The organism is Streptomyces sp. NPDC006140 (assembly GCF_040628815.1).
In the GTDB taxonomy this organism is placed as follows: Bacteria; Actinomycetota; Actinomycetes; order Streptomycetales; family Streptomycetaceae; genus Streptomyces.
In genome coordinates this window covers 367931-391668 of the sequence record NZ_JBEXTS010000001.1, presented here as the reverse complement: position 1 = coordinate 391668, position 23738 = coordinate 367931, and the positions used below count along the sequence as shown (strand labels likewise).

Sequence of the window (23738 nt, the reverse complement as noted above, 5' to 3'; positions counted from 1 at the left end):
TGTGGTGGGGAGTGGCCGCGGCCCTGCTGGCGAACACCCTGTACAGCCTGGGTTTCGTGCTGGAGAAACGGGCGCTCACCGCGCTGCCCGAGGTGAGCATCCGGCAGCCGGCCCGGCTGCTGCGCCTCGTCCTCGGCAGCCCGTTGTGGATCGGCGGCTCCCTCGCCCTCGCCGCCGGGTTCGCCGCGCAGCTCGTCGTCTACCGCACCCTGCCGATCGCCGCCGCGCAGGGCATCTTCGTCTCCGGTCTGGTGCTGCTCGTGCTGCTGTCGGCGCGGCTGCTCGGCGAGGAGACGACCGGCCGGGAAAGGTACGCCCTCGGCGCGATCCTGCTCGCCCTGCTGATGGTGGTGCTGTCACTGCGCGAGGGCTCGGACACCGTCAGCCAGGACGCGCCCTACCAGCTGATCCTGCTGGTGTGCGTGCCGTCGCTGGCGGCCGGGGTGTGGCTGTACGGCTCCGCCGAGCGGCGCGCCCGCAACCGGCACCGGCGCCCGACGACCGGCGTCGAGTACGGCGTCGCCGTGGGCCTGCTGTACGGCGTCAGCTCGCTGGCCATCAAGGGCGTCTCCAGCCACCTGACGACCGACGGGATCGGCGGCGCGGTCCTGGACCTGCTCGGCTCCCCGTACCCGTATCTGCTGCTGTTCACCGGCGTGTTCGGCCTGGTGATGTCGCAGGCGGCGCTGCAGCGCTGCCGGGCCTCGCTGATCGTGCCCGTGTGCACGACCGTGACCTCGCTGTTCACGGCCGTCCTCGGGACGCTGTCGTTCGGCGAGGCCCTGCCCGACGAGCCGCTGCGGCTCGCCCTGCGCGTGGCGGGCACGGCCCTGGCGGTCGCCGTCCTGCTCACCATGCCCAAGCACGACTCCGCTCCCCAGCCCCCCGCACCAGCCAAGGAGTTGGCATCGCCATGAAGCCCGACGACCCGCTGCTGAAGATCCTGGCCTGCCCGCTCGACAAGGGCCCGCTGCATCTGCTGGCCGAGGAGTCCGGGCAGGAGGAGGCGCTGTACAACCCGCGCCTGCACCGCCGTTACCCGATCGTCGACGGCATCCCGCAACTGCTGCCGTCCTCGGGCGAGCAGGTCCCGGACGACGTGCACGAGGAACTGCTCAAGAGGATGACCCCATGACCAGTCTGGCGGCGCGCCTCGCGCCCTTCCTGCCCGCCCGCCTGGTGGCCGCGACCGCCCGCGCGCTCTACCCCCGGTTCGAGCCGGAGCTGGCCCGGCTCGCCGAGCTGTGCCCTTCCGGCTGCGGTACGGCGGTGGACGTCGGCGGCTGGTACGGGCCGTGGACGCACCGGCTGTCCGGCCGCGCGGAGCACGTCGTGACGATCGAGCCGGTGCCGCACCTGGCCCGGCTGCTGGCCGCCGCGGTCCCGCCGAACGTGCGCGTGATCCGGGCGGCGGCCTCGGACCGTCCGGGCATCGCCCGGCTGTGGCTGCCGTCCGACGACTCGGGCGAACGGGGCGTGTCCTCGCTGGTCCGCCGGGACATCCACGGCCGGGCGCTGGACGTCCCCTGCGTCACGCTGGACGAACTGGGCCTGCGGAACGTCGGCTTCATCAAGATCGACGTGGACGGCAACGAGCCGGCGGTGCTGCGCGGGGCGACGGGCCTGCTGGCCCGCGACCGGCCGGCGCTGTTCGTGGAGCTGGAGTCCCGCATCCAGCCGATCGCGCCGGTGGTGACGTACCTGTCCCTGCTCGGCTACGACGGCTGGGTGCTGCCCGGCGACAGCTGGGTGCCGCTCGCCGAGTTCCCCCTGGAGGACCACCAGGCGGACGCCTCGTACGTCGTCTCCCACGGCCTGCTCCGCCGCGTCCTGCCGTCCCCGCTGCTCAGGGGCCCGCGCTACGTCAACTCGGTGCTGTTCCTGCCCGACGGGCGCCGCCCCGGCACGGCCCCGGTGGGCGACGATGGGTCCCATGCCCTCCGGAAAGCGCCCCGCTAGCCCCTTCACCCCGCTCGACTTCCAGCTGGTGCTGCTGCGCCGCATGGCCGACCACAACCCCGGCCTGGTGGAGGACGCCCGCCGCGAGCTGGGCGTCTCGATCGCCGACATGCGCGAGGCCAACAAGCGGTGGCAGGCGATGGTCCGCTCCCCGCGCTCCCGCGCGCCCCTGTCCCGCTACCGCCAGGTGCTGGGCGAACCGGAGTCCCGCACCGCCCGCCGGATCGGCGACCTCGACTGCGAAACCTGGCTCTGGCCCGTGCCCCTCTGGCCCGACCTGCGCTTCGAGGTGCTGACCGCCCCGAACGGCGCGGTGTGGAACGAGTGGCTGGTCCGCGCCCCGGGCGCGAAGGGCCCCGGCCTGCGCACCCTGGACGACCTCGCCCCCTGGTCCTGCACGGTCGACGAGGCGTCCCGCGCCTTCGCCCCGGCCCGTCCCCTCCAGGGCTCGGCCCCGACCCGGTGGGGGCTGGCGTTCACCGCGCCCGACGCCCAGGGCGTCCGGCGGGAGGTGGTCGCGGAGTTCACCTGGGGCTTGCTGCAGCGGGTGGCCGTCACCGGCACTCAGGACTGAGGCGCCCCGTCGGCTGTGCGACATCGCCGCCTGTGACGCGGAGAAGGTCCAGTTTCCCCGCGTCGTCGCTGCCGGCCGCCGCCGTGTAGGTGACCATGCGCAGGTCCGCGCCGGGGACGACGAGGACATCGCAGTCGAGCAGGATGTCGCCGATCCGCGGATGCCGGATCGTCTTGCGGTCGGTCGTGTGCTGGGCCGCGGCTGTCTCCGTCGCCCAGAGATGGGCGAAGGCACCGGAAACCTCCCGCAGTTCCCGCACGAGACGGCCGAGCTGGGCATCGGCGGGGTAGCGGGACACCGCGTCCTTGAGGTCGGCGACGATCGACACGACGAAGGCGTCCTGTCCGCGCTCCGACCGGACGGGGAGCATCGCGGCATGCGCGGCGCCGTCGCCGAAGAGTGCCCGGGCGAGGTTCCGTTCAGCGGCGGGGAGGACGGAGGCGTCGCCGTGCAGGGCGCTCCACATGGTGTTCCACCACACCAGGGTCCAGTCGGCGCTGAACACCCCGATCGGGACGTCGCCCAGGCGGGCGGCGAGCCGCTGGATCCCCGGGGGCACATGGGTGCTGACCGTTCCGTCCTGGGGCGGCAGGAGCCCTGCGCTCCGGTACAGCCGGTCGCGCTCGGCGCGGGAGAGCTGAAGGGCCCGGGCTAGGGCGCCGACGACCTGGGCCGAGGGGTTCTTCGCACGTCTTTGTTCCAGCCGCAGGACGTAGTCGACGGAGAGCCCGGCCAGTTGTGCGAGCTCCTCGCGGCGCAGTCCCGGAGCACGACGGCCGTCCGTCACGGTGAAGCCGGCGTCGGCCGGGGAGAGGCGGTCGCGCCAGGCGCGCAGGAGTGCGGCGAACTCGGGCCGGGAGGAAGCCATGGGTTCATTCTCGCCGCGCGGCGCCGGATGAGCCTGGGTACTGCCAGTCCTGGTGACGGGGAAGGCACTGGTCGGCTCCTGCGCACACAGCGAACGTGGGGACGCGCCCGAGCCGGGCGCCGTCGGCTGGACCAGTTGAGGAGTCACCCATGCAGCACACCCTCGTGATGACGGGCGCGAGCCGCGGGATCGGCCGCGTCGCCGCGGAGCACATCCTGCGCCGGTCGGACCACGCGCACCTCCTCGTCGTCGCCCGCGGTGCGTCCGGCGCGCGGCTGGCCGCGGAGCTGGGCGCGGGCGGGCACGCGGTCTCGCACGTCTCGGCGGACCTCGGCTCGCTGGGGAGCGTCCGCTCGGCCGCCACCGCGATCCGCGACCGGCTCGACCGCGGTGAACTCCCGTCCCTGCGCGGCTTCGTGGGGAACGCGGGTACGCAGTACACGAACGCGCTCACCGAGACACCCGACGGGTTCGAGTCCACCTTCGCGGTCAACGTGCTCGCCAACCACCTGTTCGTGCGCCTGCTCCAAGACCGCTTCGTCGCTCCCGCCCGGATCGTGATCACCGCCAGCGACACCCACTTCGGCGACTTCAGGCACAACCTGGGCATGGTGCCCCCTCCGGCCTGGAAGTCCCCGGACGTCCTGGTCCGCACGGGCGCCTTTCCCGAGCCGGACACCGCGGCCGGCGGACGCACCGCGTACGCGACGAGCAAGCTGGCCGCGATCTACCTGGTGCACGAGTACGCACGCCGGCTGCCGACCGGGATCGACGCCGTCGCCTACAACCCGGGGTTCGTGCCCGGCACGGGCCTCGCCCGCGACGCCGGGCCCCTCACCCGGTTCGCCATGCGGCGCGTCCTGCCGTTGCTGGCCCTCACCCCGTTCGCCACCAGCAGCAACGCCGCGGGCCGCTACCTCGCCGACGTCGTCCTCGGCGCCACCCGGGCGCCGACCGGCTCCTACGTCGACCGCGGCCGTGCGGACCGCTCGTCCCCGGAGTCCTACGACCCCCGGCGCGAAGGCGAGCTGTGGGAGGCCGCCGAACGGTTCACCGCGGCGTCCGCCGCCGGGGCGGAGGCGTGATGATCAGCCGGCGGCGGCCAGCACCGCCCGCACGACCCGCGGCAGGGAGTCGGGGTGCAGGCCGAGGAACAGGTTCGGCTCGACCAGCTCCAGCTCCATCACGCACGGCTCCCCGTCCGGCCCGGTGACGAGGTCGACCCGCGCGTACAGCAGCTCGGCGCCCCCGGGCACGGCGGCCAACGCCCGCTCCGCGACGGCCAGCTCGGCGGCCGTCGGCTCCCAGGGCCGCAGGTCGGGGTGCGCGACCTTGTCCGCGTCGTACGGGGTGCCCGGCGCGAGGACGGCGCCCTTGACGCTGGCGTGCAGCAGGCGCCCGCCGAAGAACTGCAGGGCCCGCTCGCCGGCGGTGTCGATGCTGCGCACGTACGGCTGCACCATCGCCGTGAAGCCCTCGGCGTGCATCCGCGCCAGCTGCCGTACGGCCGTCTCGTGCTCGTCGGGCGTGTAGCGGGCGGCGAAACGGGCGCCGGCGCCGGAGGTGGGCTTGATGACGTACTCAACGTACTCGGCGTGCTCGTCGTACTCGGCGTGCTCAGGGTGCTCGGCGCGCCCGTCGAGTTCGGGAAGGCCGGCGGGCTCGCCGGGGGCTATGTACCGGGTGGGGACGACGGGCACGCCGGCGGCCGCCAGATCCCCGAGGTACCGCTTGTCCGTGTTCCACCGCACGACCACGGGCGGGTTGGCGAGCCGCGTGAGCTTCCCGCAGCGCTCCACCCACGCCGCGAACTCCTCCGCGCGCCAGCTGTAGTCCCAGGTCGACCGGATCACGGCGAGGTCGAAGCCGCCCCAGTCGGCGCCGGGGTCGTCCCAGGGCACGGCGACGGCCTCGGCACCGGCCTCCCGCAGCGCCCGGACCAGCAGCGGAAGGTCCTGGTCCTTGCTGGGCTCGGGGCCGGAGTCGTAGGTGACGAGCGCGATACGGGGCACTACGGGCTCCCTCTCCGTGCGACTGGGCGATCGATCGGGCGATCGACCGGCAGGCTAACAACCGCCGCGGGAACCGGAACAGCCCGCTTGACCTTCACCTTCGGTGAAGCCCCAGCATCGGTGGCGGAACGGAAGGAGGTGGGGAGGTGCACCGGAGCATGCTGACGATCGGCGCGTTCGCGAAGGCCTGCCGGCTCTCGCCGAAGGCACTGCGCCTGTACGACGAGCTGGGCCTGCTGCGGCCCGCCCGGGTGGACCCGGACACGGGTTACCGGTACTACGCGGTGGCGCAACTGGAGCAGGCACGGCTGGTGGCGTGGCTGCGCCGGCTCGGCATGCCGCTGGCCGAGATCCGCCGGACCGTGGCCCTCGACCCGGCGACCGCCGCCCGGGAGATCCGCGCCTACTGGGCGCGGGTCGAGGCGGAGACGGCGGTACGGCGGGACCTCGCCGCGTTCCTGGTCGATCACCTGAGCACGGACCCCTGCGGGCCCGGAGAGGACACCCCCATGCTGGAACTGCGGTACTCCGCACACACTGACACCGGCCGCGTCCGCCCCGCCAACCAGGACACGGCGTACGCGGGCACCCGGCTGCTCGCCGTGGCCGACGGCTTCGGACCGGCGGGCGCGCCCGCGAGCAGCGCCGCCGTGGAGGCCCTGCGCTTCCTGGACACGGAGGAGGTCCCGGCCGACGGCGTCCTGAACCTCCTGGAGGACGCGGTGCGGGGCGCCGAGCAGGCCGTCCGGGACGCCGCCGACGGCTCCGAGGACGCCGGCACGACCCTGACCGCGCTGCTGTGGACGGGCTCGCGGCTGGCCCTGGTGCACATCGGCGACTCCCGCGCCTATCTGCTGCGCGACGGCGAACTGTTCCGCATCACGCACGACCACACCATGGTCCAGTCGATGATCGACGAGGGCCGCCTGACCGTCGAGGAGGCCGTGTCCCACCCGCAGCGCGCCCTGCTGCTGAAGGCGCTGACCGGCGACGGCACGGACGCCGTCCCCGACCTCCGCCTGCACGACGCCCGACCCGGCGACCGCTACCTCCTGTGCTCCGACGGCCTGTACGGCGTCGTCCCCGAGGACCGGATCCGGGACCTCCTCGCCTCGCCCGCCTCACCCGACGAGACGGTGACGGCCCTGGTGGCGGCGGCGAACCAGGCCGGCGGGCCGGACAACGTCAGCGGGGTGGTGGCGGACGTGGTGGCGGCCTGACCCGGACGGCCCAGGACCTCGGGCCGCGCGCCCGGCCTGCCGGTCTACTGAGCAGGGACGCCGCCGAACAGAGGAAGGGACTCCCATGGCTGTTGTGCTGTCCTTGCGCTGGGCCGGGATCACGCCCGAGCAGTACGACGCGATGCTGGACACGGTGCGCTGGGAGGAGCGGGTGCCGGACGGGCTCGTCCTGCACGTGGCCTGGTTCGAGGCGGACGGGCTGCACGTGACCGACGTGTGGCACGCCGAAGGGGACTTCCAGCGGTTCTTCGCCGAGCGGCTCGCCCCGGCGGTGCAGCAGGTCGGGCTCGCGGGTCAGCCCGAGGTCGCGTTCTCCCCGGCCCACCGGCGTTTCGTCCCACCGGGGACGGGCGGGGGCGCCTGAGTCCCTTCCCCGCATGGGCGGGTGGCGCCTGACTCCCCGTCCCGTTCGGGCGGGGGCTGCCCCTCCTCCCCCGGCTCCCGGTCCAGCGACCGCACCTTCGCCACCGTGCGGCCGTGGCGGCGCATGGCCGTGGCCGCCTGCCGGGGCTGCCACGCGGCGATCTGCTCGGCGATGGAGCGCATGAACCCGGCGAGCAGACTGCTGTGGGCGGCCGCCGCCACCGCCGCGTGGAACGGCCGGTCGCCCTCCACGCCGTGACCGCTCGCCTCGATCTCCTCCGCCGCTCGACCGGCTCGGTGTCGAGGCTGTCCCGCACGAGGTAGGTGCCCCCGCCGTGCCGGGCCTCCACCAGGCCCTGCACCTCCAGCACCACGATCGCGTGCTTCACCGAGGCCCGGCTGGCCCCGAGCCGCTGCGCGAGATGGGGGCCCCGAGACCGACGCCCTGCGGGCCGGCGAGGGCGTGGGCGGCATCGGCGTCCCCCTGCTCGCCGCCGTCCTGCTCTGCTACATCGGCGCCCTGGTCTCGGCGTTCGCCTCCTCCGTGGGGATCACGGGCGCCCTCATCCCGCTGGCCGTGCCGTTCCTGGAGCGGGACGAGATCGGCGCGGTCGGCATGGGCGCCGCCCCGGACGTGGACCGAGAGCGTTTCTTCCGGGAGCTGATGGTGTACGGAGGGATCGTGGTGGCCGTCGTACCGGCGGCGGCCTGGCTCGTGATGGTCGTACCCGGCTGGGGACAGCCGCACAAGCCCAGGACAACCGTCCGCACCAGCCAAGGAGATGCAGCTCGTGACCCCTCTCTTCCCCGCCCTGACCGACACCCCGGCCGACCGGCCCGCCCTCCGGTTCGGCGAGCGCTCCCTCACCTACGCGCAGCTCGCCGCCGCGGCCGGGGCGCTCACGACCCGCCTCGGCGGGGCCACGCGGATCGCCGTCTGGGCGACGCCCACGATGGAGACGGCCGTCGCCGTCGTCGCCGCGCTGCTGGCCGGTGTGCCCGCCGTGCCGCTCAACCCGAAGTCGGGCGAGAAGGAACTCGGGCACATCCTGTCCGACAGCGCGCCCGAGCTGGTGCTCGCGGCCCCCGACGATCAACTTCCCGCGCCCCTGCGGGATCTCACCCGTGTCGACGTCGACATGCACGCCACCGGCCCCGCCCCCGAGGACCGCGCCACGGCACAGGACCCGGCCCTGATCGTCTACACCTCCGGCACCACCGGCCCGCCCAAGGGCGCCGTCATCCCGCGCCGGGCGATCGCCTCGACCCTGGACGCGCTGGCCGACGCCTGGCAGTGGACCGGTGACGACGTCCTCGTGCACGGGCTGCCGCTGTTCCACGTCCACGGCCTGGTCCTCGGCACCCTCGGCCCGTTGCGACGCGGCGGCTCGGTGCGGCACCTGGGCCGGTTCAGCACCCAGGGCGTCGCCCGCGAGCTGAACGCGGGCGCGACCATGCTCTTCGGCGTGCCGACGATGTACCACCGGATCGCGGAGGCCGTGACGAGCGACCCGGAGCTGGTGAAGGCGCTGACCGGGGCGCGGCTGCTGGTCTCCGGGTCCGCCGCGCTGCCCGTGCACGACCACGGGCGGATCGCGACGGCGACCGGGCGGCGGGTGATCGAGCGGTACGGCATGACGGAGACGCTGATGAACACCAGCGTCCGCGCCGACGGCGAGGCCCGCCCGGGCACGGTCGGCGTGCCGCTGCCGGGCGTGGAGCTGCGGCTGGTCGAGGAGGACGGCTCGGAGGTCACCGCGCGGGACGGGGAGACCGTCGGCGAGATCCAGGTGCGCGGCCCGAACCTTTTCACCGAGTACCTGAACCGGCCCGACGCCACCGCCGCCGCGTTCACCGCCGACGGCTGGTTCCGCACCGGCGACATGGCGGTGCGCGACCCCGACGGCTATGTCCGGATCGTGGGCCGCAAGGCCACCGACCTGATCAAGAGCGGCGGTTACAAGATCGGGGCCGGTGAGATCGAGAACGCGCTGCTGGAGCACCCGGGCGTGCGGGAGGCCGCCGTCACCGGGGAGCCGGATCCCGACCTGGGCGAGCTGATCGTGGCCTGGATCGTGCCGGCCGATCCCCAAGCGCCACCCACTCTCGAGGAGTTGGCGGATCATGTGGCCCGGCGGCTCGCCCCGCACAAGCGTCCCCGGGTCGTCCACCACCTCGACGTGCTGCCCCGCAACGACATGGGGAAGATCATGAAGCGGGCGCTGACCCATGGCTGAGCGCCGCTCCGCCCGCGAGGTCGTCACCGCCCTGGCCGACGACTCGACCTTCGACGAACTCCCCGCCCCGGCAAGGCCGTCGAAGCCCGACGGCCCGCTCGGCTGGCCCGGCTACGACGCCTCCCGCGCCCGTGCCGCGGAGCGCACCGGCGAGCAGGAGTCCGTGGTGTGCGGCACGGCCCGCGTCGGCGGCACCCGGGCCGTGCTGATCGCGTTCGAGTTCGGCTTCCTCGGCGGATCCCTCGGCGAGCGCACCGGCGACCGACTGGAGGCGGCGTACACGTACGCCCGGGAGCGCCGGCTGCCGGTCGTGCCGCTGGTCGCCACCGGCGGCAGCCGGATGCAGGAGGGCATGCTCGCGCTGACCCAACTCCAGCGCGTGGCCCGGCAGTCGGCGCTCACCCGGGAGGCGGGGCCGGCCCAGGTGGCCGTCCTGCGCGACCCGACGACCGGGGGCGGCTGGGCCACGCTGGGCGCGGGCGCCGACGTGGTGCTCGCGCTGCCCGGGGCGCAGGTCGGGTTCGCCGGTTCCCGGGTGCGGCCGGCGGACGCGGACCCGGCGGCGTACACGGCGGAGGCGCAGGTCGCGGCGGGGGCGGCGGACGCCGTCGTACGGCCGGAGGAGCTGCGGGAGACGCTGGGGCGGTGGCTGCGGCTGCTGACCTGCCCGTCCACCACGCCCGCCGCGCCGCCCGACGCGCTCGGCGACACCGCGGTCCTGCCCGCCACGGGCTGGGACGCCGTCCGGCGCGCCCGCTCACCCCGACGCCCGCGCGCCGCCGCCTACTTGGACGCCTACTTCACCCACCGGGTCGCGATCAGCGGCGACCGCTGCGGCGGCACCGACCCGGACGGCGTGCTGTGCGGCTTCGGCGAGCACCAGGGCCGCACGATCGCGTACGCCGCGCAGACCGGGACCGCGACCCGCCCGGCCGGCTACCGCACCGCCGCCCGGCTGATCCGCCTCGCGGACCGGCTCGGCATCCCGGTGCTGACGCTCGTGGACACCCCGGGCGCCGCCAACGACGCGGAGGCGGAGCGGCAGGGCGCGGGGGCCGCGATCGCCGACCTGTTCGCCGCGGTGGCGGGCGCCCGGACGCCGGTGACGTCGCTGGTGATCGGCGAGGGCGGCTCCGGCGGCGCGCTGGCCCTGGCCGCGCCCGGCAATACCTGGGCCACGCCGGACAGTTACTTCTCGGTGATCGCCCCGGAACTCGCGGCGGCCATCCTCAAGCGGCCGCCGCGCGAGGTGGAGGCGACGGCGGACCAGTTGCGCATCCGGCCGCAGGACCTGGTGGAGCTGGGGGTGGTCCGGGGAACCGTCGGCCCGTGAGTTCCCGGTGGCTGCCCCTCGCATCATCAAGTACCGTCCGTCACAACGGGAATGCCCATAGCGAGGACGACGGGGGTGCCGTGGACGGGTTGGTCGAGTTCAGGACCGGTGACGGTGCGGTGGTCGCGGTCGAGGCGGTGGAGGAGCGGTCCGGCTCCCGCCTGGTCTCCCGGGGCGACGGCACGATCCAGGCGACCCGCACCTTCGAGGGCGCCCTGGACGGGGTGCGGGCCGCCGCGGAGTCCGCGCTGCGCGTCTTCCGCGACGGTTCCCTGAAGCCCGACGGCGTGGAGATCGAGTTCGGGGTGAGACTGTCCGCCGAGACGGGCGCGTTCATCGCCAAGGGCACCGCCGAGGGCCATCTGGTGGTCAGACTGACCTGGTCCCCGGACGCCCCGGAGGCACGTCCCGCCTCATGAACAGCGCCGAGTGGCACGCCCGGATCGAGTTACGCGGCCGGGTGACCGGGGCGGGTTTCCTGGTCGCTCCCGGCACCGTGCTGACGTGCGCGCACGTCGCCGGCGACGGCGCGGACCTGACGGTGACCTTCACGGAGCGGCCCGGCAGCCCGCCCGTGCCCGCCCGGGTCGTCGCCCACGGCGGCTGGACCGGCGGCGCCACCGACGTCGGTGACCTCGCCGTGCTGGAACTGGCCGAGGAGGTGCCCATCGCCCCGGCCGCCCTGGCCCCGGTCGACGCCGCCCACGGCCCGGTCCCGCGCAAGCTCGTCGTGTACGGCTTCCCGGCCGGCTTCGACGAGGGCACCCTCAGCGAACAGCGCGTCACCGCACCCCAGTTGATCAAGCGGGAGTGGCTCCAGCTGGAGGCCTGGCACCCGGGCGGCCAGCCCCTGGCCCCCGGCTTCAGCGGGGCCGCCGTCGCCCTGGCCGACACCGGCGAGGTCGTCGGCATGGTCACGGCGGCGGCGGGCAGCCGGGACGTGCGCACCGGCCGCATGATGCCCACCCAGGTCATGGCCCGCTACTGGCCCGGCCTGCAGAGCCTCGTCCCGACCTCCGACCACACCACCGCCGACCGGGCCCGGCTGCGCGCCCTGGTCGAGAGGGCGGCCCGCGCGGGCGTCGACTGCGACCCGGTGCGGCTCTACACCGCGGCGGCCGACCCGTTCGACCCGCCGCCGCCCGAGGAGGGGTTCGCCTCGCTGTGGTCGGCGGCCCTGTTCGTGCTGTGCGAACTCGACGGCCCGGGCGCCGCACGGACCGTGGCCCGGTTCGCCGACCGGCTCGAAGCGCTGCTGCGCCTCCCGGCGGTGGAGCCGTCGGCGCCCGACTGGTCGCCCATCCTCGTCGAACTCGCGCACAGCGGGGCGGGCGACGGGCTGATCCGCGTCGAGGTGTCCGCGTACAGCGGGGGACGGCGGCACCCGGTCGACTCGGGCACGGTCGAGCGGCACCGGCTGCACGCGTACGTGCGCGACCGCATCGAGGCGGCGTTCCGGTATCTGACGCCCGGCGCCGACGAGTTGGTGGCGTTCGCGCTGCCCCGGGACTGGCTGGACTGGCCCGTCGACCGCTGGGAGAGCGCCCCCGACGACACCACCCCGCTCGGCTGCCTCTACCCGCTGGTCGTCACCGATCACGCCCGGCGCAAGGCCAGCACCCGGCACGTGCTGACCCGGGCGTGGAAGCGGCTGGACGCCCTGCCGGGCGCGCGGGTGCACCGCGTGGAGTGCTGCGGGCCGGAGGAGCCCGGGCGGCTGCGGATGCGGCTGCGGCGGCCCGACGCCTGCCTCGCCGGGTTCGGCACCGCCCCGGCCGCCTCCCGGACCCGGCCGCACTTCGACACCTCGCTGACCGCGCCGGCCCCGGTGATCGTGTGGTCGCGCGGCGGCTGCGGCTCCGGGCAGGAGGAGTGCGAGGGAGCGGACGGCTGCACCGGCAAGGCCTTCCTCGACGCGCTGGACGCCTGCGTGGCGGCCGTGCCGCCCGCCGAACTCCCCCGTCACATCCTCGCGCTGCGCGAGGAGGCCGACGCGGAGGAGGACCACTGGGCGCGCGGCATCCAGCTGCTGTGGGACGACCCGCGCGTCTTCACCGACCCGCACGCCGTCGCCCCGGCACACGCGGAGTCGCCGGTGGCCTGACCCACCCGGACACGGTCCGGCGCGCCTGAGAAACACCAGCACGAAACGGAGAGCGAGACCGACCCCCATGCCGCACTGGTCCGTCTACACCGGCGACAGCGAGCCGCACGACGGCATCGACCACCTCCCCGCCCCACCGCCCTGGCGGGCCTTCGACGGCGGTCCCGCGCTGCCGCCGCCCGACGACACCGACGACGCGTCGGCCGTCTCCCCCGACCGCGTGCACCGGGCGAAGTCGTACGTCGCCACGCCGGAGACGGTCCGCCTCGTCAACGCCGCGCTCTGCCTGCGCCGGCCCCTGCTCGTCACCGGCCCGCCCGGCACCGGCAAGTCCTCGCTGGCCTACGCCGTCGCGCGCGAGCTGCGGCTCGGGCCGGTGCTGCGCTGGAACATCACCAGCCGCAGCACCCTCGCCGACGGCCTCTACCAGTACGACCCGCTGTCCCGGCTGTACGCGGCCCGGGACCGGTCCGACGCCGCCGCCGGGGACGTCGAGGACCATCTCCGGCTCGGCCCGCTCGGCACCGCCCTGCTCCCCTACGGCCGGCCCCGCGCCCTGCTCGTCGACGAGATCGACAAGAGCGACCTCGACCTGCCGAACGACCTGCTGAATGTCCTGGAGGAGGGCCAGTACGAGATCCCCGAGCTGGTCCGCGCCGCCCGCCACTCGGGCGACGGCACGGCCGAGGTCCTCGCGGACGGCACGGACACGCCGGTCACCGTCCACCGCGGCCGGGTGCGCTGCCGGGCCTTCCCGTTCGTCGTGCTGACCAGCAACGGCGAACGCGAGTTCCCGCCCGCCTTCCTGCGCCGCTGCGTCCGGCTGAAGCTGCGGCGCCCCGACCGCGACCAGCTCACCGACATCGTCCGCGCCCACCTCGACGCCCCCGGCGGCGACGCGGACCGGCTGATCACCCGCTTCCTGGAACGGGCCGGCGGCGGCGAACTGGCCACCGACCAGCTGCTGAACGCCCTCTACCTCACGGGCGTCGCGGGCCTGGACGCCGACTCCCGCGACGACCTGGCCGAACAGCTGATGCCGTACCTCAGCACCACGGCCGACGGCGATGGCTTCTGACGCCGGATCCGGGCCGTCGCCGCTCCCCCGGCCGGCGGCGGGCGGTGCTCCGACGCCCCAGGACGACGCCGCCGGGCGTGGGCCGTCCCCCGTCGCCCGGCTGGCCGCGGCCCTGTCGGCGGCGGGTGCGGCACCGACGCCCCGGGAGATCGCGGAACTGCTGTGGCTGGCAGGTCAGTTGGAGACGGAGCAGGACCGGCCGTCCGCGGGGGAACTCCGGGCGGTCCCGCCTGCCACCCCCGAGGAGGTCCCGGCCACCGAATCCCCCGCCGTCCCCGAGGACCCGGCCCCCACCGCCCCGGTACCGCCCCACCAGGCCCCCGCACCCACCCCCGCCCGCATCACCCTGCGCCTGCCCACCCCCCGCTCCCCGGACCAGGAACACGCTCGGACTCACCCCGGCGGCGGATCCCCCCTCCTCGCCCCCGCACCCCCGATGCTCCCCCACCCCCTCGCGCTGCAACGCGCCCTGCGCCCGCTGAAGCGCAAGGTGCCCTCCCCGCACGTCCGGGTGCTGGACGAGCGGGCGACGGCCGACCGGATCGCCAGGCTGGGCGCGCACCCCGACGTGTGGCTGCCCGTGCTGCGCCCGGCCCCCGACCGCTGGCTGCGCCTGAACCTCGTGCACGACACCGGCCCCACCATGCCGGTCTGGCGCCCCCTGGTGAGCGAACTGCACACGGCGCTCGCCCAGTCGGGCATCTTCCGCACGGTCACCCTGCACCCCGCCACCCCCGACGGCCGCGCCCGCCAGGTCCCCGTCCTGGACGACGGCCGTACCGTCACCCTCGTCGTCAGCGACTGCATGGGCCCGCAGTGGCGCCCGGGCGCGGCGGGCGAGCGCTGGTACCGCACGCTGCGCCACTGGGCCCACCACATGCCGCTCGCCGTGGTCCAGCCCCTGCCCGAACACCTGTGGCCCAGCACGGCGCTGCCCGCCGAGCCGGGCCTGCTGACGTCCCCCGCCACGGCGGCACCCTCCGCGTCCCTCGCCTTCACCCCGTACGACGACACGCCTCCCCCGGCGCAGGCCCTCCCCCTGCCGGTCCTGGAGCCCGGCGCCCCCTGGCTCGCCCACTGGGCGGCCCTGGTCGCCGACCCGGGCGGCGCCCGCACCCCCGGCGCCGCGGCCTGGCTGCCACCGGCTCCCGCGCCGCCCGCCGAACCGGCCCCCGGCCTCACCACCGCCTCCCCCGAAGACCTGGTCCTGCGCTTTCGCGCGACCGCGTCCCCGGAGGCCTTCCGACTCGCCGGGCACCTCGCGCTGGCGGTCCCCTCGGTGCCGGTGATGCGCCTCGTGCAGCGCGCCGTGGACCGCGACCCGCGCCCCCAGCACCTCGCCGAGGTGATCCTCAGCGGCATGCTCACCGCCGTCCCGGGCCCGCCCGGCTCCTACGCGTTCCGGCCCGGCGTACGGGAGTTGCTGCTGCGCTCCCTGCCCCGCACGGCCCGGGGCCGGACCCGGGAGTTCCTCGCCCGGGTCGGCGGCCTCATCGACGAGCGGGCGGGGCTCGCGGCCGGGGAGTTCCGGGCCGAGGCCGACCGCGGCCGGGGCGGCTCGGGACCGGCGTTCGCGACGGTCAGCGAGGAGACCGTGCGGCGGCTGGGCGGGGAGGAGCTGTTCGCCGGGCGGTACCGGCTGACCGGGCGGCGCCAGGCCGTGGACACCCGCACGGGCCGGCAGGTGATCGTGTGCCGGTACCGCGAGCAGCCCGCGCCGCAGGAGCGGTTCCTGCGGGAGGCGAGCGCGCTGGCCGGGATCGACGATCCGCATGTGGTGCGGGTGCTCGACTTCGGGGTGGAGGGCGACGCGCCCTACCTGGTGACGGAGTTCGTGGACGGGCTGACGGTGTCGGAAGTGCTGGCGGGCATCGACTTCCGGACCTTCACCCGCCTGGTCGGCCAGGGCATGGCCGGCCTCGGCGCCCTGCACGCCCGGGGTCTGGTGCGCGGGGAGCGAGGGCCGGCGGGCCTGCTGCTGCGGCCCGACGGCACCCTGCTGCTCAGCGGGTTCGCCCTGGGCGAGGAGTCCCGGGGCAAGGACGCCGAGTCGGACCTCGCCGAGTTCCGGTGGCTGCTCAAGCAGTTGGCCGCGGGTGTGCCGGGGCCCACCGGGCGCCAGGAGCTGGTGGACCTCATCGAGGAGCACCGGCTGCCCGAGGCCGCCGACTACGCGGCCCGCCTGGACGCGACGGGCCCGTGGCCGCCGTCGCGCTCCTTCACCCTGCTCGGCCCGCCCCGCATCAGCGACGGCACGCGGGACATCGAGCCTCCCTCACCGATGGCCCTGGCACTGCTGTGCATGCTCCTCCTGCGCCCCGGGCGGCGGGTGCCCCACACCGAACTGGCCGGGGGACTGTGGGAGGAGCCGCTGCCGGAGCGCGAGGCCGCCGCCCGCCTCGAAGAGCTGGCGACAGAGGTCCGGCAGGTGCTGCCCCCCGACCGCCTCGTCTCCTTCTCCCGCTCCTACGCCCTGCACGTACCGGACGTGTACGTCGACGTCCCGCACTACCAGAGGCTCGTCGCGGACGACGACGCCCGCAGGGCCCTCGACCTCTGGTACGGCGACCCCCTCGACGGCGTCCCCGGGCCCGCCGCCGCAGCCGCCCGGGACCGGCTGCGCGCCCTCCGGCGGGCCACCCTGACGGCCCCGGACGCAGCCCCGACCATCCTCTTCGAGGCCGACGACCTCACCGGCCACCCCGAGGCCCGCATCACCCTCGAATACGCGGTGCACGAGATGCTCTCCCGCGGCGCCCTCGCCGCCCACCGGTTCGACGTACGCGTCCGCCCCAACGGCTACGTCGTCCACACCGAGCCCGGCACCTACGTCCTCCCCGTCCTGGTCGCCGTCCTGCGCGGCCTGCCCGAGGTCCTCACCGGGCTCGTGGACCCGCCGCCCCTGACCGTCACCTTCTGGGACCGGCCCACCCCGCCACCGGCGGCACCACCCGGGCCGGCCGGCATCCAGGTGGTCGTGTCCCCGGCCGTGTACGAACAGTTCGCCGCCAGCTCCGCCGCCCAGGGCCCCCAGCGCCTCCAGCCCCTCTACCAGGGCGGTGCCGACACCCCGCCCGTCGCCTGGTACTGCCCGCTGACCCCCGCCGCGGCCCCCGAACCCGAGGTCCGCGACCTGGTCCGGGGCCCCTTCATCACGCACGACCTGCGCCGGCTCGGGATCCCGGCCCCGGGCCGCACGGCTGTCGTCCACACCCGGCCCGACGGCCCGCTCACCCTCCTCGACCCGGCCCGGCCCTACGGCGACGGGCCGACCCGGCCCGTGACGTACTACGAGGTCGACCTCACCACCCACCAGTCCCACCACCGCGTCTCCCTGCCCAGCTCCGGCAAGGGCGCCTTCGCCGCCGCGGTCGAGCTGTCCTGGCACGTGAACGACCCGGTCGCCTTCGTCCGCGGTGAGGTCGGCCGGGTGTCCGAACCGCTGCTGGACCATCTGCTGGAGGAGGCGGCCCGGATCACCCGCCGCCACCCGCTGCGCCGGGCGGGCGCGGCCCAGCGCGCGGTCAACGCCGGGCTGCGCCGGTGGCCCGTGCCGGGACTGTCGGTGGCGGCGTCGGTGCAGCTGGCCCCGGAGGGCGCGGCCCTGCCCGGACCGCAGGGCCCGGCCCCGTCCGACCGCCCGCTGCCCGGTCTGCTCGCCGACGCCGAGACGGTGCTGCTCGGCTTCGACGGGCCCATGGCCCGGCTGTTCTCGGCGAACGCCGCGAGCGAGGCCGTACTCGACCTGCTCGCCCTCGTCGCCGAGCACCGCGACCCGCGGGACGCCCTGCCCGCCGCGGTGCGGGACACCTTCACGCACCCGCTGGACGTGCTGCGGGCCTTCGCCCGGGACCGGCTCGGCCCGCTCCTGCGCGACCGCCTCGACGCCCTCGAACTCCGGGCGGTCCCCGACGCGCCCACCACCCACAACTCCGTGCCGCTGGTCCGCGCCCTGCACGACTCGGGCCGCCGCGTGAGCGTCGTCTCGGACGCCGGCGCACCGGCCGTGCACCGCTACCTCGACCCCTACGGCCTGCCCCTGGCCGGCATCCACGGCCGCGGCACGGACCTCACCCTCCTCACCCCGCACCCCGACTGCCTGCTGCGCGCCATGCACTCCTCGGGGGGCGCCGCCGCGACCGGCGTCCTGATCGGCTCCACGGTCGCCGAGCTGACCGCCGCCCAGCAGGCCGGCCTGCGCTTCGTCGGCCTCGCCCGCAACACCACCGCCGGGCGGCAGCTGCGCGAGGCCGGCTGCGAGACCACCGTCACCTCCCTCGCGCCCCTGCTGGAGGCCGCCCGCGCGCTGTGACGGAACGTCGAACCCCCCGTTCGGCGGCGCCCCGCCCGGCCCCCTTGGGAAGGCGGCCCGGTGCCCTCCCGCGCACGATGCGAGGGAGGCCCGCCGCCCGGCGGCCCCTGTCCGCGAGGCCCGCCACCTGGCGGCCCCCCACGGTCTGTGCTCTCGGGAGGACCTGCCATGACCGCCAGTCTGGAGCAGCTGCGCCGCTGCCACTTCGCCGTCGACCTGGGGGCGGCCCGCACCCGCGTCTACGTCAAGGGCGCCGGCCTCGTCGTCGACCAGCCGTCCGCCGCCGCCGTGAACACCCGCACCGGCGCGCTGATCGCGGTCGGCGAGCTCGCGGAGAAGATGACGGGCCGCACCCCGGACTACATCCGGGTGCGGCGGCCGGTCTCCGGCGGCACCGTCGTGGACATCGAGATGGCCCAGCGCATGCTGCGCCACCTGCTCGGCGACAAGATGCGCCGCGCTCTGCGCCGCAAGCCGATCCTGCGCGCCGCGGCCTGCACCCCGCACGACGCCGACCCGCTCGCCCAGCGCGCCGCGATCGAGACGCTGGTCGGCCTCGGGGCCCGCCGCGTGGAACTCGTCGACACGCTGATCGCCGCCGCCGTCGGGTGCGGGCTGCCCGTTGAGCAGCCCGAAGCCACAATGATCATGGTGTGCGGGGCGGCGGCCACGCAGGTGGCCGTGCTGTCCCTGGGCGCGATCGTCACCGCCGAGCGCATCCCGGTGGGCGGCGAGGCCGTCGACCAGGCGATCGTGCAGCACCTGCGCCACGAGCACGAGCTGATGCTGCCCAGCCAGTCGGTACGGCCGCTGCAGCTCGCCCTGTCCGGCAACGGCCTGACCCCGCAGGGCCCGGCCTCGACGGAGATCCACGGGCGGGACGTCGCCACCGGCCTGGCCCGCTCCGTCCAGGTCGACACGGCGGCCGTGCGGGACGCCATCCAGACGCCGCTCACCGCCATCCTGGACGGCATCGGCAAGGTGCTGCGGTCCTGCCCGCCCGACCTGGTCGCCGACCTCGCCGACCGGGGGATCATGATGGTCGGCGGCAGCGCCCTGCTGCCGGGCCTGGACCAGATGCTGCGGCAGGCGACCAACATGCCGGTGCACATCGCGGAGCGCCCGGACGTGTGCGCCGTGCAGGGCCTCGGCGCGATGCTGGAGGGCCGGATCGAACCCCTGGCCCTGGACCCGCTGGGCAGCTGAGGCCCAGGGGGTGTCAGCGGGCGAACCAGCAGCGCACGGTCGTCCCCTCGTCGCCCCGGTGCACCCGCACCAGGTCGGCGATCAGGTTGACCAGCAGCAGCCCGCGCCCGCCGCGCTGGTCGCGCGGTACGGGCTTGCGCCCGGCCAGGACGTCCGCGAGCCGCCCGCCGTCGCGCACCTCGCACACCACGAACCCGTTCTCGGGCCACACCCGCAGCACGCCGGAGCCGCCGCCGTGCACCACGCTGTTGGTGGTGAGCTCGGCCGTGGCGAGGGCCAGGTCGTCCAGCTTGACGCCGACGAGGCCCAGCCGCGCGGCCTGCCCGACGGCCACGTGCCGGGCCTGGGAGAGCGAGTCGGAGTCGAAGGCGAACGTCAGCGCGTCCGGCACGGGCGCCAGCGGCTCGTTGTAGCGGTCGACGACGGCCCCGGGGGCGTACGCGTCGCTGTCCTGCTCCGCCCGGGAGCCGGAGGGGATGACGGTGGGGTGGGTGGCGTACGCGTCGGCGACGACGTGGTCGGGAAGCCGCTCGACGTCGTACGGACACAGGATGGTCGCCGTACGGCCGCGGAAGGCCGCGTTGATGAGCGCCTCGTGCTGGACGCACGCCGGGTACTCGGTGTCGGAGCGTCCCGCCCAGATGGGCTCGCCGATGATCCGCACCCGGCGGCCGGCCGGCTGGGCGTCGGCGAACGCGCGTAGTACGCCGGGGATGATCCGCCCCGGGTTGCGGCCGGCCTCCTGCATGTCCAGGAGCCGCACGGCCCCGGCGGCGTCGCCCAGGGCGTCCCGGATGAGGGCGAGGTTCTTGCCGGGCACGGCGACCGCCACCGGTTCGCCGGCCTCCAGGCCGTCGCGTACGAAGGGCACGGTGGCGTCGAGGTACTCCTGCTCGTCCCGGTAGAAGAGGGCGGGGTGGACGAACGGCTCCAGGGGCCCGAAGGGCTCGGTGACGGAAGCTGTCATGACGGCGCAACCTCGATCCCGGCCTGGTCGGGCCACAGCAGGTCGAGCGTCCGCCGCAGGGCGGCCGGCGGGCGGCGCACCACGAACCGGCGGCCGTCACTCAGCCGTCCGGCGGCGGCCGCGAGCGCACCAGCGCCCGCGACGTCGACGAACGTCACATCGGACAGCTCCAGGTAGTACACGTCCTCACCTTCGCGAACGGCCTGCTCCAGTACACCTTCCCAGATCGCACGTGTCGTCAGGCCGACCTCGCCCGCCGCCCGGACCCCCCGCCGCCCGGCCAGCGGGAACACCGCCAGGCCCGGCGAGGGGCCGCAGGGCCCGGTGGCCGGCACCGGATACCGAGTGTTCACGCCCTCTCCCCACGCTTCTGGACCACAGCGCTCGTACCCGCCGGGAACAAGCTCATTCCCCCGATCCGTGTGTAGTACGCCGTGCGGCGGGCAGGCGCACCTCACACCGACGTCCACGGGGGCGAATGACGTCGTGCAGTCCGGCGAGACGAACGACGACCGACGAGGACCGACAAGGCGGTGACATGACGTCAGCGGCATCACCACATCTCACAGGAGGACTGAACACCCTGGTCATCTCCGGCCGCGTCGACGCGGACCGCGCCGAGCTCACCCCGCGTGGTGAGCTCGTCCACGGCTGCGCGGACATCCTGGCCAGAACCCTGTCCGACCTGCCGCCCACCGTCACCCGGGTCGACCTGGACATGGGGGGCGTGCACTTCATGGACACGGCCGGGCTCCAGTTCCTGGACGTGCTCGGGGACTACGCCCGGCGGCGGTCGCTGACGGTCACGGTCACCGTCACGAACTGGAACGGCCAGCCGCGCCGGATCCTGGAGCTGGCGGGGCTGGACACCACCGACCCCCTGGCCGGCCTGGGCGCCACCGACCCGCTGCCCGGCCTGGGCATCACCGGCCCGGACAGCGCCGCCCCCGGCACCGTGCCGCCGCCGGCTCCCGCCTCCTCGGCGGTCTCCATGGAACGCGCGGAGCGGCTGCACATCCTCCAGGAGGAGGTCGAGCAGCTCCGGCAGGCCATCGTCTCCCGCCCGGTCATCGACCAGGCGCGGGGCATCCTCATGGCCACCCACGGCTGCACGTCCGACGAGGCCTGGCACATCCTCCGGGAGGCCTCCCAGCTCTCCAACACCAAGCTCCGCGAGGTCGCCGCCGCGGTCACGGCGAGCGCGGGGTCCGACGGCCCGGCACCGTCGGCGGAACTCCGCACGGCCCTGCAGCGGGCCCTCGCGCGGCGCCGCCGGGTCTGAGGAGCCCGGGACAGAAGGCCCCGGCCGCCCGGGGTTCCCCCTACGGGCGGGCACCCTGCCGGCGGCCGCCGCGGCCCACGCCGTCCTGCACCTCCCGCGTCGCGGGTCAACCGGGCGCCCGCCCGCCGTGGTGCCGCGTGGCCAGAGGGGTACTCAGCCGACGACAGCGACCTCGGGAGGCACCGCCATGAGCGAGGACACCTGGACCACCCCGTCCCAGGCTGAGGGCGACCGCGACGACGAGCCGGACACGACTGCCCGGCCCACCCCGTCCCAGGCGGAGGGCGACCGGGACGAGAGCGACACGGAGGACGACGACACGGCGTCGTAGACAGGCACACCGCCGCACGCCCAGGACGTACCGTCCTCGGTGTGAGCGATGTGCCCCCCGCGACCGCAGCACCGGCAGACCGACGCGAGCCCTCCGCACCGCCGGTGACCGCCGACGACCCGGCCCTGCGGGCGGCCTACCGGCTGTGCCGGCGCCGGACCAGAGCCGAGGACCCGGCGGAGTACGCGCTGATCCAGCTGGTGCCCGCGCCCCTGCGCCCGGCGCTCCACGCCCTGTGGGCGGCGGCCAACGCCCTCGACGACCTGGGCGACGACCGCACCGCGCCCGCCGCCGAACGGGCCGCCCGGGTCGAGGCCTGGATCACCGCCCTGCACCGCGAACTGCCCACCGGGACGAGCCCGGACCCCATCCGCCGCGCCCTGGTGGACACGGCGAACCGCTGGCGCCTGGACCTGTCCGAACTGCACGGCGCCATGACCCAGGTCCGGGACGACACCGACGGCCGGCGCTTCGGCGACTGGACCGCGTGGCGCACCTGGGGCCGGGACAACCTGCTGCCCTGGTTCGGCCAGGTCCGCGCCGTCTTCGACCGCTCCGGCGTCCCCGTGGCCCTGCGCCTGGACACGCGGGAGAGCTACGAGGAGTTCCTCGACGGCGTCCGGCTCACCGACATCCTCAGCGACCTGTCCGCCGACCTCGCCCAGGGCGACCTCCTCCTGCCCGACGAGGCCCTCGACCGGCACCCCGGTTCGGCGGACGACCTGCTCCGCCGCCGCTGGAGCCCGGCCGTGGCCGCCCTGGTCACGGACCTGACCGGGCTGGCCCGCCAGTGGGTGAGCCAGGACTCCCTCGTCCGCGGCATGCACCCGGGCCCCGCCACCGTCCTGCGGGCGATGGCCGCCCTGCTGCGCGCCCAGCTCGACGCCATCGACTCCGCCGGTCCCGCCCTCCTGCGCGCCCGGCCCCGGCCCCCGCTCCACACCCGGGCCCGTATCCTCGCCCCGGCCCGGGCCCGTGCCGCCCTGGCCTGGCGCCTGACCCCGCTCACGGTGCCGCCACCCCGGCAGCCCGGCCCGCACCGACCCCCCGCGGCCGCCCGGCCGGCCCCCGCTGCCGTCTTCCGCCTCCCGCCACCCCACCCCAGCGGCCGGCGCCCCCCGCCGATCCCGCCCGCCCACCTCCCCCACCACGTCGCCGTGATCATGGACGGCAACGGCCGCTGGGCCCAGCAGCGCGGCCTGCCCCGGTACGAGGGCCACCGCGCCGGCGCCACCGCAGCCCGCGACGTGGTCCACGGCGCGCTGGAGCTGGGCCTGCGGCACCTGACGCTCTACACCTTCTCCACCGAGAACTGGAGCCGCGACGCCGAGGAGGTCGACGCGCTCCTCGACGTCCTGCGCCGCGAACTGGACGACGACGCCTTCCGCGACCTCGACGTCCGCCTGCGCTGGCACGGCCGCGCCGGCCGCCTGCCCCCCGACCTGGTCGAGCTCCTCCACCTCCGGGAGCGCACCACCCGCACCCGCACCGGCCTGACCCTGACGATGTGCATCGACTACGGCGGCCGGGACGAACTCACCCGCACCGCCGCCGCCCTGGCCCGCCGGACCCGTGCGGGCCACCTCGACCCCGACCTGATCACCGAGGACGACTTCGCGCGCCACCTGCCCCACCCGGACCTGCCGGACGTGGACCTGCTCTGGCGCACCGGCAACGAGCAGCGCACCTCCAACTTCCTGCCCTGGCACACGGCTTACGCCGAGCTGTACTTCACCCCGGGCCTCTGGCCCGACACCGACCGCCGCGACCTGTGGCAGGCCGTCACCGCCTACACCCACCGCCAACGCCGTCTCGGCACCGCTCCGACCACCCCGACGCTGCCCCGAATGCACCAATAAGTGTTCTACGTC

21 protein-coding genes and 2 pseudogenes are annotated in these 23738 nt (G+C 75.5%); 18 read left to right on the top strand and 5 right to left on the bottom strand.

Features of this window, described 5'->3' with window-relative positions; all coding sequences use genetic code 11:
* Positions 1-11 precede the first annotated feature (11 nt).
* The 4 genes from ABZ386_RS01885 to ABZ386_RS01870 are packed head-to-tail and all read left to right on the top strand — an operon-like array spanning position 12 to position 2533.
* Positions 12-917 carry a hypothetical protein gene (locus ABZ386_RS01885; RefSeq protein WP_351333036.1) on the top strand — a complete coding sequence of 302 codons (906 nt, stop codon included), beginning with the start codon at positions 12-14 and terminating at the stop codon, positions 915-917.
* Complete coding sequence (locus ABZ386_RS01880; RefSeq protein ID WP_351332833.1) at positions 914-1135, top strand: Trm112 family protein; 222 nt, start codon at positions 914-916, stop codon at positions 1133-1135. Before ABZ386_RS01885 ends, ABZ386_RS01880 begins: the two co-directional genes overlap by 4 nt.
* Positions 1132-1959, top strand: coding sequence for an FkbM family methyltransferase (locus ABZ386_RS01875; RefSeq protein WP_356519776.1), 828 nt, complete (start codon positions 1132-1134; stop codon positions 1957-1959). The genes ABZ386_RS01880 and ABZ386_RS01875 overlap by 4 nt, the downstream gene beginning before the upstream one ends.
* Positions 1925-2533, top strand: coding sequence for a hypothetical protein (locus ABZ386_RS01870; protein WP_356499494.1), 609 nt, complete (start codon positions 1925-1927; stop codon positions 2531-2533). The genes ABZ386_RS01875 and ABZ386_RS01870 overlap by 35 nt, the downstream gene beginning before the upstream one ends.
* Here ABZ386_RS01870 and ABZ386_RS01865 read toward each other — a convergent pair.
* On the bottom strand, positions 2514-3401 hold the full coding sequence (locus ABZ386_RS01865; RefSeq protein ID WP_351332843.1) for a helix-turn-helix transcriptional regulator: 888 nt from the start codon (positions 3399-3401) through the stop codon (positions 2514-2516). The genes ABZ386_RS01870 and ABZ386_RS01865 overlap by 20 nt on opposite strands.
* A gap of 149 nt (positions 3402-3550) precedes the next feature.
* On the opposite strand from ABZ386_RS01865, the gene ABZ386_RS01860 reads away from it, so the two are divergent.
* A complete protein-coding gene (locus ABZ386_RS01860; protein WP_351332845.1) occupies positions 3551-4486 on the top strand; it encodes an SDR family NAD(P)-dependent oxidoreductase in 936 nt (311 codons plus the stop codon).
* A gap of 3 nt (positions 4487-4489) precedes the next feature.
* Here the strand turns inward: ABZ386_RS01860 and ABZ386_RS01855 are convergent, their stop codons facing one another.
* Complete coding sequence (locus ABZ386_RS01855; protein WP_355713157.1) at positions 4490-5413, bottom strand: hypothetical protein; 924 nt, start codon at positions 5411-5413, stop codon at positions 4490-4492.
* A 158-nt stretch (positions 5414-5571) separates the two neighbouring features.
* On the opposite strand from ABZ386_RS01855, the gene ABZ386_RS01850 reads away from it, so the two are divergent.
* Positions 5572-6633 (top strand): MerR family transcriptional regulator, encoded by a 1062-nt coding sequence (locus ABZ386_RS01850; RefSeq protein ID WP_358963665.1) that lies wholly within the window; start codon positions 5572-5574, stop codon positions 6631-6633.
* Between the two features lie 85 nt (positions 6634-6718).
* Positions 6719-7018, top strand: coding sequence for a hypothetical protein (locus tag ABZ386_RS01845; protein WP_355713160.1), 300 nt, complete (start codon positions 6719-6721; stop codon positions 7016-7018).
* Between the two features lie 62 nt (positions 7019-7080).
* Here the strand turns inward: ABZ386_RS01845 and ABZ386_RS01840 are convergent.
* Positions 7081-7439, bottom strand: a pseudogene (locus ABZ386_RS01840) (GntR family transcriptional regulator); the annotation flags it as partial.
* Positions 7440-7468: 29 nt separating this feature from the next.
* On the opposite strand from ABZ386_RS01840, the pseudogene ABZ386_RS01835 reads away from it, so the two are divergent.
* The 8 genes and pseudogenes from ABZ386_RS01835 to ABZ386_RS01800 all read left to right on the top strand — a co-directional run.
* Positions 7469-7756 (top strand): annotated as a pseudogene (locus ABZ386_RS01835) (hypothetical protein); the annotation flags it as partial.
* A 52-nt stretch (positions 7757-7808) separates the two neighbouring features.
* Entirely contained in the window at positions 7809-9254 is a 1446-nt protein-coding gene (locus ABZ386_RS01830) for an acyl-CoA synthetase (protein ID WP_358963158.1), read from the top strand.
* A complete protein-coding gene (locus tag ABZ386_RS01825) occupies positions 9247-10587 on the top strand; it encodes a carboxyl transferase domain-containing protein (RefSeq protein WP_356499489.1) in 1341 nt (446 codons plus the stop codon). Before ABZ386_RS01830 ends, ABZ386_RS01825 begins: the two co-directional genes overlap by 8 nt.
* An 80-nt stretch (positions 10588-10667) precedes the next feature.
* Positions 10668-11006: a CU044_2847 family protein gene (locus ABZ386_RS01820; RefSeq protein ID WP_351332856.1), complete on the top strand. Its 339-nt coding sequence runs from the start codon at positions 10668-10670 to the stop codon at positions 11004-11006.
* Positions 11003-12691, top strand: a complete 1689-nt coding sequence (locus ABZ386_RS01815) for a trypsin-like peptidase domain-containing protein (RefSeq protein WP_358963155.1) — start codon at positions 11003-11005, stop codon at positions 12689-12691. The genes ABZ386_RS01820 and ABZ386_RS01815 overlap by 4 nt, the downstream gene beginning before the upstream one ends.
* Positions 12692-12758: 67 nt before the next feature.
* Positions 12759-13769, top strand: a complete 1011-nt coding sequence (locus tag ABZ386_RS01810; protein WP_356499485.1) for a MoxR family ATPase — start codon at positions 12759-12761, stop codon at positions 13767-13769.
* Complete coding sequence (locus ABZ386_RS01805) at positions 13759-18081, top strand: SAV_2336 N-terminal domain-related protein (protein ID WP_358963153.1); 4323 nt, start codon at positions 13759-13761, stop codon at positions 18079-18081. The genes ABZ386_RS01810 and ABZ386_RS01805 overlap by 11 nt, the downstream gene beginning before the upstream one ends.
* Positions 18082-18249: 168 nt before the next feature.
* Complete coding sequence (locus ABZ386_RS01800; RefSeq protein WP_351332867.1) at positions 18250-19287, top strand: rod shape-determining protein; 1038 nt, start codon at positions 18250-18252, stop codon at positions 19285-19287.
* Positions 19288-19300: 13 nt separating this feature from the next.
* Here ABZ386_RS01800 and ABZ386_RS01795 read toward each other — a convergent pair whose 3' ends face one another.
* Both ABZ386_RS01795 and ABZ386_RS01790 read right to left on the bottom strand, forming a co-directional pair.
* Positions 19301-20254 carry an anti-sigma factor RsbA family regulatory protein gene (locus tag ABZ386_RS01795; protein WP_356499481.1) on the bottom strand — a complete coding sequence of 318 codons (954 nt, stop codon included), beginning with the start codon at positions 20252-20254 and terminating at the stop codon, positions 19301-19303.
* The gene (locus ABZ386_RS01790) at positions 20251-20607 is read right to left on the bottom strand and encodes an STAS domain-containing protein (protein ID WP_351332873.1); all 357 of its coding nucleotides are present in this window, start codon (positions 20605-20607) and stop codon (positions 20251-20253) included. The genes ABZ386_RS01795 and ABZ386_RS01790 overlap by 4 nt, the downstream gene beginning before the upstream one ends.
* Before the next feature lie 185 nt (positions 20608-20792).
* On the opposite strand from ABZ386_RS01790, the gene ABZ386_RS01785 reads away from it, so the two are divergent.
* The 3 genes from ABZ386_RS01785 to uppS all read left to right on the top strand — a co-directional run bounded on the left by ABZ386_RS01785 (position 20793) and on the right by uppS (position 23726).
* Positions 20793-21536 carry an ANTAR domain-containing protein gene (locus ABZ386_RS01785; protein WP_351332875.1) on the top strand — a complete coding sequence of 248 codons (744 nt, stop codon included), beginning with the start codon at positions 20793-20795 and terminating at the stop codon, positions 21534-21536.
* A gap of 187 nt (positions 21537-21723) precedes the next feature.
* Complete coding sequence (locus ABZ386_RS01780) at positions 21724-21867, top strand: hypothetical protein (protein WP_351332878.1); 144 nt, start codon at positions 21724-21726, stop codon at positions 21865-21867.
* A 41-nt stretch (positions 21868-21908) separates the two neighbouring features.
* Positions 21909-23726, top strand: a complete 1818-nt coding sequence (uppS, locus tag ABZ386_RS01775; protein ID WP_358963150.1) for a polyprenyl diphosphate synthase — start codon at positions 21909-21911, stop codon at positions 23724-23726.
* Positions 23727-23738 lie beyond the last annotated feature (12 nt).

Excerpts from the sequence above, each read along its gene's own strand:
- ABZ386_RS01880 (WP_351332833.1), top strand. The coding sequence starts at position 914 with ATGAAGCCCGACGACCCGCTGCTGAAGATCCTGGCCTGCCCGCTCGAC.
- ABZ386_RS01875 (WP_356519776.1), top strand. The coding sequence starts at position 1,132 with ATGACCAGTCTGGCGGCGCGCCTCGCGCCCTTCCTGCCCGCCCGCCTG.
- ABZ386_RS01870 (WP_356499494.1), top strand. The coding sequence starts at position 1,925 with ATGGGTCCCATGCCCTCCGGAAAGCGCCCCGCTAGCCCCTTCACCCCG.
- ABZ386_RS01865 (WP_351332843.1), bottom strand. The coding sequence starts at position 3,401 with ATGGCTTCCTCCCGGCCCGAGTTCGCCGCACTCCTGCGCGCCTGGCGC.
- ABZ386_RS01860 (WP_351332845.1), top strand. The coding sequence starts at position 3,551 with ATGCAGCACACCCTCGTGATGACGGGCGCGAGCCGCGGGATCGGCCGC.
- ABZ386_RS01850 (WP_358963665.1), top strand. The coding sequence starts at position 5,572 with ATGCTGACGATCGGCGCGTTCGCGAAGGCCTGCCGGCTCTCGCCGAAG.
- ABZ386_RS01845 (WP_355713160.1), top strand. The coding sequence starts at position 6,719 with ATGGCTGTTGTGCTGTCCTTGCGCTGGGCCGGGATCACGCCCGAGCAG.
- ABZ386_RS01825 (WP_356499489.1), top strand. The coding sequence starts at position 9,247 with ATGGCTGAGCGCCGCTCCGCCCGCGAGGTCGTCACCGCCCTGGCCGAC.
- ABZ386_RS01815 (WP_358963155.1), top strand. The coding sequence starts at position 11,003 with ATGAACAGCGCCGAGTGGCACGCCCGGATCGAGTTACGCGGCCGGGTG.
- ABZ386_RS01810 (WP_356499485.1), top strand. The coding sequence starts at position 12,759 with ATGCCGCACTGGTCCGTCTACACCGGCGACAGCGAGCCGCACGACGGC.
- ABZ386_RS01805 (WP_358963153.1), top strand. The coding sequence starts at position 13,759 with ATGGCTTCTGACGCCGGATCCGGGCCGTCGCCGCTCCCCCGGCCGGCG.
- ABZ386_RS01800 (WP_351332867.1), top strand. The coding sequence starts at position 18,250 with ATGACCGCCAGTCTGGAGCAGCTGCGCCGCTGCCACTTCGCCGTCGAC.
- ABZ386_RS01795 (WP_356499481.1), bottom strand. The coding sequence starts at position 20,254 with ATGACAGCTTCCGTCACCGAGCCCTTCGGGCCCCTGGAGCCGTTCGTC.
- ABZ386_RS01785 (WP_351332875.1), top strand. The coding sequence starts at position 20,793 with ATGACGTCAGCGGCATCACCACATCTCACAGGAGGACTGAACACCCTG.
- ABZ386_RS01780 (WP_351332878.1), top strand. The coding sequence starts at position 21,724 with ATGAGCGAGGACACCTGGACCACCCCGTCCCAGGCTGAGGGCGACCGC.